Raw genomic sequence first — 12,774 nt, 5'->3', positions numbered from 1 at the left:
GTTGACATACTGAATGAATCTTATGGACTCAGACTCGCGAGACGAGCCATACTGTTCGCTTTTGCAAGTAATGCATTTATTATAATTTTGCTGAGCACCACCAGCTTTCTTCCAGGCTTAACTGGTTGGAAACTCGACGAACCCTACAGCGAGGTGATTACACATGTGTCATCTGCATTAGTAGCATCCTGCATTTCTTTCCTTTTTTCTGAATACGTCAACTCTTATCTTCTGTGCAGAATAAAAAAACTTACAAACTCAAGATTTTTATTCTTGCGAGTATTTTTCAGCACTTTTTTTGCCGTAATAATAGACAGTTTCATTTTTTGCTTTATTGCGTTTTATGGAACCATGCAAAACAGCGATATCCTTAAGATAGTTTATGTACAAATAACCATAAAAATGTGCTTCGCCATTTTCAATATTCTGCCGGCCTATGGGGCAAGATCATTATTTAAAAGATACATATCTGAAGCTAAAACCGCATAAGACCTAGGGGAGTGTGAATTAGCTGCTAATCGACCCTCCCCCGTTATGCGCTACACCCTATAGTTCTAATTTAACTTTTAGACTGTGAACAACCTCTGCTCTACCTTCCAAAAACTCACTCAATCCTTTTGCACGAAGAGCACACGCATCACAGTCGCCGCACCCACTCCCCATTATCCCGTTGTAGCAAGTCAATGTATGGAAACGAATCAAATCAAGCTGCTCATGATAATCAGCCAAAGCCCAGGTCTCAGCTTTATTAAGCCGCATAAGCGGCGTCTCGATTCGTACCTTATAGTCCATGCCCAAGTGGATGGCGTTGTTCAACACCTTAACAAACTCATCGCCACAATCCGGGTAGCCAGAGCTCTCTGTTTCACACACACCCGTGATGACAGCTTCAGCGCCTACTTGATAGGCATAAATAGAAGCCAACGTTAAAAACAGAATATTCCTGCCCGGCACAAACGTATCAGGCACGCCGCCCACCGTACTCCTTGCAACTGGAATGTGGTCGCGCGTCAAACTGCTAATGGCCAGTTCGCTCAACAATGAAGTGTCTAATACTTTGTGCACCTTCACGCCAAGCTGTTTTGAAAGCTGTTGCGCCACTTCGATTTCCGCACTATGGCGCTGGCCATAATCAAACGTAATGCAATGAATTTCATCGTACATCGGCAATGCATGGATCAAGCAGGTGGTTGAGTCTTGTCCGCCGCTGAAAACGATAACGGCCTTTCTGGTCATGGTTCGTTCTTCCTTGGGGGCTCGGCAGGGTGCCGGGGCCGTTGACCCTACCGGGAAGCTCAAATGCTGGGTGTGGGAGGTTTCCGAAATGACCGTCTCCGATTTCCGTTTGTGTCATTTCTTTGTTGATACCCGAGCGTCAACAGCCAGTCCTCCTCCGCAGCACCTGACGACCGGCAACAGAAATCAATTGCCACCAAATATTACCAACGTCATATTACACGCGTAATAAAGACCGGTTTCCCACAGGTAATCTCCATGACCAGCATGCCCAGCCTTGTACCCGACCTTGCTGTCCCGGTGAGCACACCCAAGCCTCCCCTGCTCAAACGGTTGATCTTGCTGACGGCGGTCATCGCTGCCCTGGTGTTCGCCGGGCTGTACGCGACTCACTGGTGGACCGCCGGCCGTTTCATTGAAGAGACCGACGACGCTTACATCGGCGGCGATGTAACGGTGATCGGGCCGAAGGTGGCGGGTTACATCGAAGAAGTGCTGGTCACCGACAACCAGAAGGTCAAGGCCGGCGATGTGCTGATTCGTCTCGACTCCCGCGATTACCGCGCCAACCTGGCCAAGGCCGAAGGCGCAGTGGCCGCCGAAGAAGCGCTGCTCGCCAATCTCGATGCCACCGAAGAATTGCAACACGCGGTGATCGGCCAGGCCCGCGCCGGGATCGATGCCGCCGGCGCCGAAACCGTCCGTTCCCGGGATGATGATGCTCGCTACAAAAAACTGGTCGGCAGCAATGCCGTCTCGGTGGAAAGCGCCCAACGCGCCAACGCCACCTTCAAGACCGCCCAGGCCCTCAGCGCCCGGGCCCAGGCTGAATTGCTCGACGCGCAACGTCAGCTGAACGTGATCGCAACCCAGAAACAACAAGCCCGCGCCGCGCTGATGCAGGCTCTTGCCGAACGTGATCTGGCACAGTTGGACGTGGGTTACACCGAACTGAAGGCCCCGGTGGACGGCGTGATCGGCAATCGCCGGGCGCGGGTCGGCGCTTATGCACAGGCCGGTTCGCAACTGCTGTCGGTGGTACCGGCCAGCGGGCTGTGGGTCGATGCCAACTTCAAAGAAGATCAGCTATCGCGAATGACACCGGGGCAACGGGTGATCATTCATGCCGACGTGCTCTCGGGGCAGGAATTCCACGGTCATCTGGACAGTCTCGCGCCGGCCAGTGGTTCGCAGTTCAGCGTGCTGCCGCCGGAAAACGCCACGGGCAACTTCACCAAAATCGTTCAGCGGGTGCCGGTGCGCATCCTGCTTGATCCGGCCGATGGCGTGCTCGGCCATCTGCGTCCAGGCCTGTCGGTCACCGCTGAAGTGGACACTCGCAAGGAACCTGCAACCCCGGCCGTGGCCAGCGCGCCATGAGCCGCGCTCTCACCGTCCCCGCGCAACCGTTCAATGCCGCCGACATGGCAACGGCGACCAAGGTTTTCGCCTTCGCCACCATGTGCATCGGCATGTTCATTGCGCTGCTGGATATCCAGATCGTCTCAGCCTCGCTGCGTGACATCGGCGGCGGGCTCTCGGCCGGCACCGACGAAACGGCGTGGGTACAAACCAGTTACCTGATCGCCGAAATCATCGTGATCCCGCTGTCCGGCTGGCTCTCCCGAGTGTTCTCGACACGCTGGTTGTTCTGCGCTTCAGCAGTGGGTTTCACCCTGGCCAGCCTGCTCTGCGGCGCGGCCTGGAACATTCAGAACATGATCGCCTTCCGCGCGCTACAAGGGTTTCTCGGTGGTTCGATGATCCCGCTGGTGTTCACCACGGCGTTCGTTTTCTTCACCGGCAAGCAACGGGTGATCGCTGCTGCAACCATTGGCGCGGTGGCCTCGCTGGCACCGACACTTGGCCCGGTAATCGGTGGCTGGATTACCGATATTTCATCCTGGCACTGGCTGTTCTACATCAACCTGGTGCCGGGGATTTTCGTCGCCGTGGCGGTGCCGATGCTGGTGAAAATCGACCAGCCGGAATTGTCGCTGCTCAAAGGCGCCGACTATTTGAGCATGGTGTTCATGGCGCTGTTTCTCGGTTGCCTGGAATACACCCTCGAAGAAGGCCCGCGCTGGAACTGGTTCAGCGACAGCACGATTCTGACCACGGCATGGATCAGCGGACTGGCCGGCCTGGCGTTCATCGGTAGAACCCTGCACGTCGCCAACCCGATCGTCGATTTACGCGCCTTGAAAGACCGTAACTTCGCCCTTGGCTGCTTCTTTTCGTTTGTCACCGGGATCGGCCTGTTCGCGACCATTTACCTGACACCGCTGTTTCTCGGTCGGGTGCGTGGCTACGGTGCGCTGGACATTGGTCTGGCGGTTTTCTCCACCGGGGTGTTCCAGATCATGGCGATTCCGCTGTACGCCTTTCTGGCCAACCGCATCGATCTGCGCTGGATCATGATGTTCGGCCTTGGGTTGTTCGCGTTGTCGATGTGGGATTTCAGCCCGATCACCCATGACTGGGGGGCTAAGGAATTGATGCTGCCGCAAGCGCTGTGCGGGATTGCCCAACAATTGGCGGTGCCGCCAGCGGTGACCCTGACCCTCGGCGGACTGGCACCAGCGCGGCTCAAACACGCCTCGGGACTGTTCAACTTGATGCGAAACCTTGGGGGTGCCATCGGCATCGCCGCGTGCGCGACCATTCTGAATGACCGCACCAACTTGCACTTCACCCGGTTGGCGGAAAACCTCAACAGCACCAATGAAGCACTGAATCAGTGGCTGTCCCAGGTCGGCAACAACTTCGCAGCCCTCGGCCAAAGCGGTGATGTGGGCGTCACCGCCAGCCTGCATCAACTCTGGCTGCTGACCTACCGCGAAGCGCAGACGCAAACCTACGGCGACGCATTCCTGATGATCATGGTCTGCTTCATCATCGCCACGGCGATGGTGCCCTTGATGCGCAAGGTGCAACCACCGGCCGCGCCGAGTGCCGATGCTCATTGAGCCTTGGGTGTTATTACTCCTGAGGCATTTTGCGGAAGCCTACCGCCAGGCGGTTCCAGCTGTTGATGGTGGAAATCGCCAAGGTCAGGTCGACCATTTCCTTGGGCGTGAACTGCGCGGTGGCCAGTTCGTAGTCTTCGTCAGGGGCATGGGTCTGGCTCAGCAGCGTCAGGGATTCGGTCCAGGCCAGCGCCGCACGTTCGCGGGGTGTGAAGAACGGCGTTTCACGCCAGACCGACACCGCGTACAGCCGACGTTCGGTTTCACCGCCCTTGCGGGCATCGGCGGTGTGCATGTCGACGCAGAAGGCGCAGCCGTTGATCTGGGAAGCGCGCAGCTTGACCAGTTCAATCAACGACTTTTCCAGAGGCAGCTTCGACACCGCGGTTTCCAGCGCGATCATGGCTTTGAGTGCATCTGGGGAAGCGGTGTAGAAATCGATACGCGGTTGCATGGTGGGCTCCAGTCAAATGGGTGCGGAGCTACGTTAATCCCGCACTAACCTGCAGCAAATAGCCAATTATTGGGAAGATTAGGATGCCAATGGGCGGGCTTGAAAATAATCTATATGGGTAATTGCCATCACCGCACCGACACCACTAGAATGCGATTCATTCTTGATAACGCGGCCAGGATGCCGGAAACGAGTACCTCCTACCCATGTCGTCCTCATCCGAAATGCCTTTGCCTCCTGCTACTTCGCCGGATTACGAATCGCGTTGGCACCTGGAATCCATGTTGTGGGAAATGCCGGAACAGGCGCGCGAAGCCTTTCTGCTCGCCCAGATTCATGGACATGGCCGCGCCCGGATCGCAGCGCGGCGGTCGGCGTGCAAAAAACCCCTGACGCGTCGACAAACCCTGGCTTATCTAGCCTTGCTGTTGATCGCCGGCCCCGTTGGCATGATTTAGCAACATGCGCCTCTCGAGTACTGGAACAGTCATGACCGTACCCTGGTCGGCGCACAGATTGTTCGCCAGGCGCCTGCTGACGGCGCACTCGATTGCACCCGCGTACATGACCTTCAAGCCCCTACGCTCGATTGCGCAGCCACTGCAAAAATCCCTTCTTCTGCACAACCCTAGGCGCTTCCTGAGTCAACGTCTGAGCCTTGTTCAAGCGGAAATCCAGTAACGCCTTCATCGCTTCGCTGATGTCATGTCGCGCATCCAGACACGGTTTGAGGTATTCCTTCTCGATCCGGTACAAGCTGCAGAACGTCTTGGCGCTGAAGTCTGCCGGTAGCGCCGTATCGGACAAAATCCCACCCTCACCGATCACCTCACCCGGGCCCATGCGCCCAGACTCGAACTTGACCCCGCCACGGCTCAGCTCCACCGACACGACGCCGGATTCGATGATGAACAAATGATCGCTGACCTCCCCTGCCGGCAGGATCATTTCACCGGCGCGGAAGTTTTGCAGGGTCATGTTCTGGCTGAAGGTTTCTTTCTCTTCCTGACGCAGGGTCGAGAAAATACTCGACGCATCCAGCAATGCCCGTGGCCGCGACAGGTTGGCAGGTGCGTTCGGTTCGACGTTCGACAACAGGCTGACACCGCTGGCCTGCAAGTGCCGGAATGCCAGGTCGAACAGTTGATTACGGACCATGCGCTTCTGGTCCATGGAGACCACGAAACCACTGATTTCGTATTCCACGCCGGTGGCGCTGGAGCCTTTCAGCGCGACACACGGCGCCGGTTTGTTCAACAGATAACGGCAACCCTCCATCGCCCGCTCCAGTGCTTCAATGACGGTTTGCGGACGCGCGTGCGGGCTCAATTGCAAGCTGATGGAGACGCCGAAAATGTCACTGGGCCGGCTGAAATTGATGATCTTGGCCTTGGCCGCCAGGGAGTTGGGGATCACCGCCATGCTGCCCTGGGCCGTTTGCAGGCGCGTCGCGCGCCAGTCGATATCGGTGACCCGACCTTCGGTGCCGTCGATCGAGATCCAGTCATCCAGTTGATAGGGCTTGGTGGTGTTCAGGACGATCCCGGAGAACACGTCGCTGAGGGTACTTTGCAGGGCCAGGCCGACGATGATTGCCAACGCACCGGAGGTCGCCAGCACACCCTTGACCGGCAGATCGAGGACATACGCCAGCGCCGCGATGATCGCGATCAGGAAAATCACCGCGCCGAGCAAATCCTGGAGCAAGCGCCCGGTGTGCCCGACCCGTTGCATCATCACCGCGCCGATCAGCACCGTCAGGGTACGCGCACCGAACAGCCACCAGCCGATCTGCAATCCGGTGGCCGCCAGGTGCAGCGGGACGTTGTCGACCCAGGGCGCCGGTTCCATGGGGTTCAGGCCTTCGTTGAACAGCAGGACGCTGAACAACGAAAAAATCACCAGCCGCACCACCAGTTTCCAGTTGCTGCCATTGGCACTGAGCAGGCGCCACAGCCCAAGATCGATAAGGACCAAAGCCATCGCGCAGAGCAACGGGTGATCGGTAAGCAGTGACAGCATCAAGCAACTCCAGCAAGGACCAATGACGCAAACATCGCACGGATTGTAGGAGCTGGCGAAGCCTGCGATCTTTTGGCAATCCAAGAAGATCAAAAGATCGCAGGCTTCGCCAGCTCCTACAAGGGGGCGATGTGCGCCGGGGTTACTTGCTGTTGGTCAGGGCGTTGTAGCTGGTAAACAGGTTGCGGTAGTCCGGGATGTGGTTGGAGAACAAGGTGCCCAAGCCTTCCACGTCGTTGCGCCAGTCGCGATGCAGCTCACAGGCCAGGCCGAACCAGGTCATCAACTGTGCGCCGGAGGCCGACATGCGGTCCCAGGCCGATTGACGGGTCAGCTCGTTGAAGGTGCCGGAAGCGTCTGTCACCACGAACACCTCGAAGCCTTCAGCCAGTGCCGACAGCGCCGGGAACGCCACGCACACTTCGGTCACCACGCCGGCGATGATCAGTTGTTTCTTGCCGGTGGCCTTGATCGCCTTGACGAAGTCTTCGTTGTCCCAGGCATTGATCTGACCAGGACGGGCAATGTACGGCGCGTCCGGGAACAGCGCCTTGAGCTCGGGCACCAGCGGGCCATTGGGGCCGGTTTCGAAACTGGTGGTGAGAATGGTCGGCAACTTGAAGTACTTGGCCAGGTCAGCCAGGGCCAGCACGTTGTTCTTGAAACGGTCCGGCTCGATGTCGCGCACCAGAGAAAGCAGACCCGCCTGGTGATCGACCAACAGAACGGCGGCGTTATCCTTGTCGAGACGTTTGTAAGAGGTAGTCATGGGAGTAGTCCTCGATTTTTATCGATGCCGAATGGGCCGGCGTGAGAGAAACCTGATAATTCGTTAAAACGCGGCCAAGCAAGGGTAGTCGCCCTCGCCCGGCACGCCACAGCGTTACAACAATGAGTTCAACCGCTCATCCGACCGAACCGGCCCGACTGGAAGTCAGCAAAGGCCTGGTGGATTTCCTGCTCGCTGTTCATCACGAACGGGCCATGGCCGACGATGGGTTCGTCGATCGGCTCGCCACTGAGCAGCAACACGACGGCATCGTTATTGGCTTCCAGGCTGAGCTGTTGGCCATTGCGTTCGAACAACGCCAACTGCCCTTCCCGCACCAGTTCCACACCGTTGACCTGAACCGTGCCACGCAACACGACCAGTGCCGTGTTACGACCTTCGTGCAGGTCCAGGGTCAGCAACTTGCCGCCGTTGAGGCGCAGGTCCCAGACGTCAATTGGGGTAAACGTGCGCGCCGGGCCGGTGTGGCCGTCGAACTCACCGGCGATCAAGCGCAGGCTGCCGGCCTGGTCCTTGAGCGCGATGCTCGGGATGTTGCCATCGAGAATCGTCTGGTAACCGGCGTCGGCCATTTTGTCCTTGGCCGGCAGGTTGACCCACAGCTGCACCATTTCCAGAGTGCCGCCGCGCTTGGCGAAACCTTCGGAGTGGAATTCTTCGTGGAGAATCCCGGAGGCTGCGGTCATCCATTGCACGTCGCCTGGGCCGATTTTGCCGCCGCTGCCGGTGGAGTCGCGGTGTTCCAGCTCGCCTTTGTAGACGATGGTCACCGTCTCGAAACCGCGGTGCGGGTGCTGGCCGACGCCACGACGCTCGGTGGTCGGGGTGAATTCAGCGGGACCGGCGTGATCGAGCAGCAAAAACGGGCTGATGTGCTTGCCCAGGTTGTCGTAGGAAAACAGCGTGCGAACCGGAAAACCGTCGCCGACCCAATGGGTCCGTGGGCTGGTGTAGATACCGATGATGTTTTTCATTCCGCCTCCGAATCTGGTGCGTGACGCGTTGGACAAAGCTTAAAACTGAACCCTTTGATGCACTAGACTGCAAAAATCAGCCTTAGCGTTCTATATGGAGAACGATGGTGGAAGACCTCAACACCCTCTACTACTTCACCCAAGTGGTGGAGCACCACGGTTTCGCCCCGGCCGGCCGTGCGCTGGACATGCCCAAGTCGAAGCTGAGCCGACGCATTGCCGAGCTCGAAGAGCGCCTCGGCGTACGCCTGCTGCACCGCACCAGCCGGCATTGTTCACTGACGGAAATCGGTCAGGCCTATTACCAGCGCTGCCTGGCGATGCGCGTGGAAGCAGAAAGCGCTGCCGAACTGATCGAACGCAACCGCTCCGAACCCCAGGGCCTGGTGCGCATCAGTTGCCCGACTGCGCTGCTCAACTCCTGGGTCGGGCCAATGCTGACCCGCTACATGCTCAAGTACCCCCTGGTGGAGTTGTTCATCGAGAGCACCAACCGCCGGGTCGACTTGATCCACGAGGGGTTCGACATCGCCCTGCGGGTGCGCTTTCCGCCGCTGGAAAATACCGACATGGTGATGAAGGTGCTGGGCAACAGCACCCAGTGCCTGGTGGGCAGCCCGGCCTTTGTGTCGCGCCTGTCTTCACCGGCCTCCCCGGCTGACCTCAGCGGTTTGCCAAGCCTGCATTGGGGCGCGGCGCAGCGTGAATATCAGTGGGAATTGTTTGGGGCGGACGGCGCCAGCGCGGTGATTCGGCATGCTCCACGAATGGTCACCGATGACCTGTTGGCGTTGCGTCACGCCGTGGTGGCCGGGATTGGCATCGCTCACCTGCCCAGCGTGGTGGTGCGCGATGACATTGCGGCGGGCCGATTGGTGGAACTGGTTCCGGGCTGGGCACCCAAATGCGGGATCGTGCATGCGATCTTCCCGTCACGCCGTGGGCTGCTGCCGTCGGTGCGTGCATTGATCGACTTTCTGGGCGAGGAATTCAGCCACAGCGATATTGCTTAGAAGCCCGTACACACTCCATAGCAGCTGGCCGAGGGGCGGATTTATGACGTGGATGGGCGGTTGTACGCGACGGGGTCGACCACCTGCATGATTCTTGAGGCGCGGGGGTAAGGCTTTAAACCGAGTCGCGGCCTTCGCGAGCAACCTCGCTCCCACATTGGATTTGCGTACACCACAGATCCCCTGTGGGAGCGAGCTTGCTCCGGGCGGCGTTCCGACGAAGGCGCCAGATCAAACACCACAAAGCCTTCTGCCACCCCGATTCATGACTTGCGGTAAACATTGCTTTGCCGATCCAGCGGTTTTTCTCATGGGATGGCGCGGGTACAATCCCACGCCTCATAGTGAGTGGCAAAGGAAGTGCGGGTTTGAAAGGGATTTTGCGTGTTGGCTGTCTGGCGGGCCTTGTCGTCATGATGGCCGGTTGTGGAACGATGATCGGGCGCGTCAGCAATGGCATGTCGGACGTGGATTATTACAAAGGCGTCGACGGCGGTTTGCAGCTCCTCGGCGTGACAGGAAAGGAAAGCAAACCCGCGGCGATCATCTGTTACATCATGATTGTCTGTCCGCTGATCACCGTCGTGTCCCTGCCGGTAGACGCCGCACTCGACACCGTTCTGCTGCCAGTCGACTACGTCAACACCCTCTGAAGTCGGCCCTCCGTTTATCGTCGAGGGCGTTTGGCCTTCGGTTTCTGCGCGGGGTCCTGCACTTTGCGATAAACCCACACCCCGAACACGCCAATAAGCAAAATAAACACGGTTCCTATGCATTGCGACACGAACTCGACCCAGAACCGTCGTGGTTGCAAGGCCAGCGTATAGGTGTCGCGCGGGCCGCGGTTGTTGGTGGTGATGGAGCCGCTGATCCAGCTGTCGATCAGCCTGTAGATCGAGGCACCGATGGCGAAGGCAATCAGCACGCCAACCAGCACGGTCAGCCAAAACGTCACGCGGCTTTGGCGTTCAGGAGAGCGCCGGTTCTTCCTGTTGCTCAATCAGTGGTTGTCGCACATTCGACGGTCGCCCGGCGAGGTGCGCACACTCGGCAATCACCTTCAGAATCTCGATCACGCCAGGGGTCAGCGCTGTGCCAAGGCAGATGCGCACGCCTGTGGTTGCATGGCCATCGGCGAAAAAGATCCCGCTGCCGGCCACGTGGCATCCGCGTTCGGTGGCCAACTGTTGCAGTGCGGGCATGTCGGTGTGCCCGGGCATTTCGATCCAGTGGATGAAGCCTCCGCGCGGTGGCACGTACACGGTTCCCGAAGGGAAATCTGTGCGCACCAGCGCTTCGACAAAGCTCGCCAGCGATGACAGTTGCGACCTGAGCCTGGCGCAGTGTTCTTCCATGTAGCCGCGCCCGATAAATTCGTTGAGAACATTTTGCGCAAGGCTGGAAACCGCCAGGTTGCGCGAAAACATTTGCGCAAGAATGGCATTGCGGTACTTGCCGGCCAGGCACCAACCGACGCGATAACCGGGTGCGATGGTTTTGGAGAATGACGAACAGTAAATCGTCTGCCCGCTGGTGTCGTAGCTCTTGATGGCGCGCGGGCGCTCTGTTTCCGGCACCAGGTCGAAGAAAATGTCGTCCTCGATAATCGGCACGTCCGCTTCGCGCGCGATCTGTGAAAGTCGTGCGCGCGTTTCATCGGGCATGATGAAACCACGGGGATTCTGCAGGGTTGGGTTGAGAAAGATCACCGCGACCTTTTTCAGTTTCAACGCTTCTTCGAGGTGATCGACGTCCAGGCCCAGTTTGCCGTGAGTGCGGATCGGCAGGGCGCGCATGCCCAAGCGTTCGATGGTCTGCAAGATACCGTAATAGGTCGGCGTTTCGATGGCGACCGTAGCGCCTCTTGGCGCGACGGCTTCGAGGGCCAGTTCCAGGGCAATGGTGTCACCCGAGGTCACGAGGATATCGTCCGGCCCACAGACCACGCCGCGAGTCAGCATCAGCCCGGCGATGCGCCGTCGCAACGCCGGCAGGCCCGGCGGCGCGACCAGTCCGGTCAGCGAGTTGTCAGACTTGCCGGCCAGCACTGAAAGGCATTTGTTGAGGAGCACATTCGGTGTGAGGTCGCTGTGCAGGACCGCCGAGTTCAACGACGCGGTGGTCCGCGAGGCCGCTTGGGAGAGCATCGCGACCACCGCATGATTGACGTTGACCGTGACACTGGAGAAATCAAACCCGCTGGCGGGTTTGGCCTGCCCGGAGGCCGAGACGAAATAGCCGACACGAGGGACGGTCGACACATAGGCATCGGCTTCCAGATCAGCCAAGGCGCGCTGAACGGTAGTGATGCTGGTTTCAAACATTCGCGCCAGGGTGCGGATCGAGGGCAGTTTTGTTTCGGCTGCCCAATCACCACTTTCGATCTGACGAATAATCCAGTCCTTGACTATCCGCCAGCGTTTGTCCGGTAAATCAAACCTGTCCATAAGTTCTCTGTTATTTCTCGAAACAATTCAGAGAAAGTAGAGCAAAACGACTCCCGTTGCAGCAACTATGACGATGTTGAGGGCGACCAGTCCGAAGGCGAATCGAATCAGGTTGTTTTCTTCATGCCGATTGGCGCCCGCCAGCCCGGTGATCAGCGACAGAATCGACAGCGACCCCAGTGCACCATGCCCGGCGGCACTGTTGACCATCGCGGCCAGCCACGCCCCGTGTTCGCTGGTCAGCGCGGCGATGGACGGCATGACGAGGGTGTTGCCGCCGACGTTGGAACCGGTGACGTAACCGGCGATACCCGCCAGCAAGGCGATCGTCGGCGCCAGGGAAATCCCCGACAACGATTGCAGTGTGCGCTGTGCCTCGACGAGAAAACCGGCGTTGACCATCACCTGAGAAAGCAGCAGGAACAGGAAAATCGTCGTGACCGGAAACTTCGCCCGATTGAACAGCGCGCGCCATGGGAAACCCGCTGCGGCGCTTTGTTTGATCGCCATCAGCAGGGTAACAATCAGCAGCGCCAGGCCCGGGGATGCCAATGGCTTCCACGAAACGTGCTCGCCCTTGACGATCCACAGCGCATCCCAGCCCGACATGACAAACAACCCGCGCGACGCCACGATCACCCCCAGCAAGGCCAGATAAGGCCATGCCGCGCTCGGCCAACGCACCAGTTTCTTGCGTTGCGCGTACGAGATGCCCAGACCTACGCAGGCCACGGCAAGACCGGCCAGCACACCGGAGACTTCCGGGCCGATCCACAGGTTGATGGAAAACAGCACGGCGACGAACAGCGCCGTCACCACAATCAGCCCGAGCCACGGCGAGACGGTGCGGATGCCGCCCTGCCACATGG

Annotated in this window: 13 protein-coding genes and 2 pseudogenes; 7 read left to right on the top strand and 8 right to left on the bottom strand. The window is 58.7% G+C overall.

The annotated features are described in order from the left end of the window. Nucleotides 1-489 (top strand): queuosine precursor transporter (locus tag WLY71_RS26150; RefSeq protein ID WP_347805849.1); only part of this gene is annotated, 489 nt, incomplete at its 5' end. A gap of 57 nt (nt 490-546) precedes the next feature. On the opposite strand, the gene queC is transcribed toward WLY71_RS26150, so the two are convergent. After that, nucleotides 547-1,236, bottom strand: a complete 690-nt coding sequence (queC, locus tag WLY71_RS26145) for a 7-cyano-7-deazaguanine synthase QueC (protein WP_347805848.1) — start codon at nt 1,234-1,236, stop codon at nt 547-549. A gap of 258 nt (nt 1,237-1,494) precedes the next feature. On the opposite strand from queC, the gene WLY71_RS26140 reads away from it, so the two are divergent. Both WLY71_RS26140 and WLY71_RS26135 read left to right on the top strand, forming a co-directional pair. Next, nucleotides 1,495-2,616 (top strand): HlyD family secretion protein, encoded by a 1,122-nt coding sequence (locus WLY71_RS26140; protein ID WP_347805847.1) that lies wholly within the window; start codon nt 1,495-1,497, stop codon nt 2,614-2,616. Beyond that, nucleotides 2,613-4,205 (top strand): DHA2 family efflux MFS transporter permease subunit, encoded by a 1,593-nt coding sequence (locus tag WLY71_RS26135; RefSeq protein WP_347805846.1) that lies wholly within the window; start codon nt 2,613-2,615, stop codon nt 4,203-4,205. Before WLY71_RS26140 ends, WLY71_RS26135 begins: the two co-directional genes overlap by 4 nt. Nucleotides 4,206-4,218: 13 nt before the next feature. Here the strand turns inward: WLY71_RS26135 and WLY71_RS26130 are convergent, their stop codons facing one another. Further along, nucleotides 4,219-4,659 (bottom strand): carboxymuconolactone decarboxylase family protein, encoded by a 441-nt coding sequence (locus WLY71_RS26130; RefSeq protein ID WP_347805845.1) that lies wholly within the window; start codon nt 4,657-4,659, stop codon nt 4,219-4,221. Nucleotides 4,660-4,865: 206 nt separating this feature from the next. Between WLY71_RS26130 and WLY71_RS26125 the strand changes: the two genes are divergently transcribed. Then, entirely contained in the window at nt 4,866-5,117 is a 252-nt protein-coding gene (locus WLY71_RS26125; protein WP_347805844.1) for a hypothetical protein, read from the top strand. Nucleotides 5,118-5,238: 121 nt separating this feature from the next. Here WLY71_RS26125 and WLY71_RS26120 read toward each other — a convergent pair whose 3' ends face one another. From WLY71_RS26120 to WLY71_RS26110, 3 genes are all read right to left on the bottom strand, one after another. Beyond that, nucleotides 5,239-6,681 carry a mechanosensitive ion channel domain-containing protein gene (locus tag WLY71_RS26120; protein ID WP_347805843.1) on the bottom strand — a complete coding sequence of 481 codons (1,443 nt, stop codon included), beginning with the start codon at nt 6,679-6,681 and terminating at the stop codon, nt 5,239-5,241. Between the two features lie 142 nt (nt 6,682-6,823). After that, nucleotides 6,824-7,450: an isochorismate family cysteine hydrolase YcaC gene (ycaC, locus tag WLY71_RS26115; RefSeq protein WP_033061120.1), complete on the bottom strand. Its 627-nt coding sequence runs from the start codon at nt 7,448-7,450 to the stop codon at nt 6,824-6,826. A 128-nt stretch (nt 7,451-7,578) separates the two neighbouring features. Next, nucleotides 7,579-8,445, bottom strand: coding sequence for a pirin family protein (locus WLY71_RS26110; RefSeq protein ID WP_347805842.1), 867 nt, complete (start codon nt 8,443-8,445; stop codon nt 7,579-7,581). A 104-nt stretch (nt 8,446-8,549) separates the two neighbouring features. Here WLY71_RS26110 and WLY71_RS26105 point away from each other — a divergent pair, with 104 nt between their 5' ends. From WLY71_RS26105 to WLY71_RS26095, 3 genes and pseudogenes are all read left to right on the top strand, one after another. Beyond that, the gene (locus WLY71_RS26105) at nt 8,550-9,458 is read left to right on the top strand and encodes a LysR substrate-binding domain-containing protein (RefSeq protein WP_129437126.1); all 909 of its coding nucleotides are present in this window, start codon (nt 8,550-8,552) and stop codon (nt 9,456-9,458) included. Nucleotides 9,459-9,482: 24 nt separating this feature from the next. After that, a pseudogene (locus tag WLY71_RS26100) lies at nt 9,483-9,569 on the top strand (PaaI family thioesterase); the annotation flags it as partial. Nucleotides 9,570-9,826: 257 nt separating this feature from the next. Next, on the top strand, nt 9,827-10,111 hold the full coding sequence (locus WLY71_RS26095) for a YceK/YidQ family lipoprotein (RefSeq protein WP_256661703.1): 285 nt from the start codon (nt 9,827-9,829) through the stop codon (nt 10,109-10,111). A 14-nt stretch (nt 10,112-10,125) separates the two neighbouring features. On the opposite strand, the gene WLY71_RS26090 is transcribed toward WLY71_RS26095, so the two are convergent. From WLY71_RS26090 to WLY71_RS26080, 3 genes and pseudogenes are all read right to left on the bottom strand, one after another. After that, nucleotides 10,126-10,413 carry a hypothetical protein gene (locus WLY71_RS26090; RefSeq protein ID WP_256661702.1) on the bottom strand — a complete coding sequence of 96 codons (288 nt, stop codon included), beginning with the start codon at nt 10,411-10,413 and terminating at the stop codon, nt 10,126-10,128. A gap of 13 nt (nt 10,414-10,426) precedes the next feature. Continuing rightward, nucleotides 10,427-11,905: an aminotransferase-like domain-containing protein gene (locus tag WLY71_RS26085; protein ID WP_347805841.1), complete on the bottom strand. Its 1,479-nt coding sequence runs from the start codon at nt 11,903-11,905 to the stop codon at nt 10,427-10,429. A 27-nt stretch (nt 11,906-11,932) separates the two neighbouring features. After that, nucleotides 11,933-12,774, bottom strand: a pseudogene (locus WLY71_RS26080) (L-lactate permease); the annotation flags it as partial.

Origin of the sequence: Pseudomonas rossensis (assembly GCF_039888995.1) — a bacterium.
GTDB lineage: Bacteria > Pseudomonadota > Gammaproteobacteria > Pseudomonadales > Pseudomonadaceae > Aquipseudomonas > Aquipseudomonas rossensis.
Note: the sequence above shows the minus strand (reverse complement) of the source record. Positions and strands in the feature narration are given on the sequence as shown.

Bases quoted from the DNA above. Each gene is read 5' to 3' on its own strand.
- WLY71_RS26130 (WP_347805845.1), bottom strand. From the start codon at position 4,659: ATGCAACCGCGTATCGATTTCTACACCGCTTCCCCAGATGCACTCAAA.
- queC (WP_347805848.1), bottom strand. From the start codon at position 1,236: ATGACCAGAAAGGCCGTTATCGTTTTCAGCGGCGGACAAGACTCAACC.
- WLY71_RS26120 (WP_347805843.1), bottom strand. From the start codon at position 6,681: ATGCTGTCACTGCTTACCGATCACCCGTTGCTCTGCGCGATGGCTTTG.
- WLY71_RS26125 (WP_347805844.1), top strand. From the start codon at position 4,866: ATGTCGTCCTCATCCGAAATGCCTTTGCCTCCTGCTACTTCGCCGGAT.
- WLY71_RS26140 (WP_347805847.1), top strand. From the start codon at position 1,495: ATGACCAGCATGCCCAGCCTTGTACCCGACCTTGCTGTCCCGGTGAGC.
- ycaC (WP_033061120.1), bottom strand. From the start codon at position 7,450: ATGACTACCTCTTACAAACGTCTCGACAAGGATAACGCCGCCGTTCTG.
- WLY71_RS26105 (WP_129437126.1), top strand. From the start codon at position 8,550: ATGGTGGAAGACCTCAACACCCTCTACTACTTCACCCAAGTGGTGGAG.
- WLY71_RS26110 (WP_347805842.1), bottom strand. From the start codon at position 8,445: ATGAAAAACATCATCGGTATCTACACCAGCCCACGGACCCATTGGGTC.
- WLY71_RS26135 (WP_347805846.1), top strand. From the start codon at position 2,613: ATGAGCCGCGCTCTCACCGTCCCCGCGCAACCGTTCAATGCCGCCGAC.
- WLY71_RS26085 (WP_347805841.1), bottom strand. From the start codon at position 11,905: ATGGACAGGTTTGATTTACCGGACAAACGCTGGCGGATAGTCAAGGAC.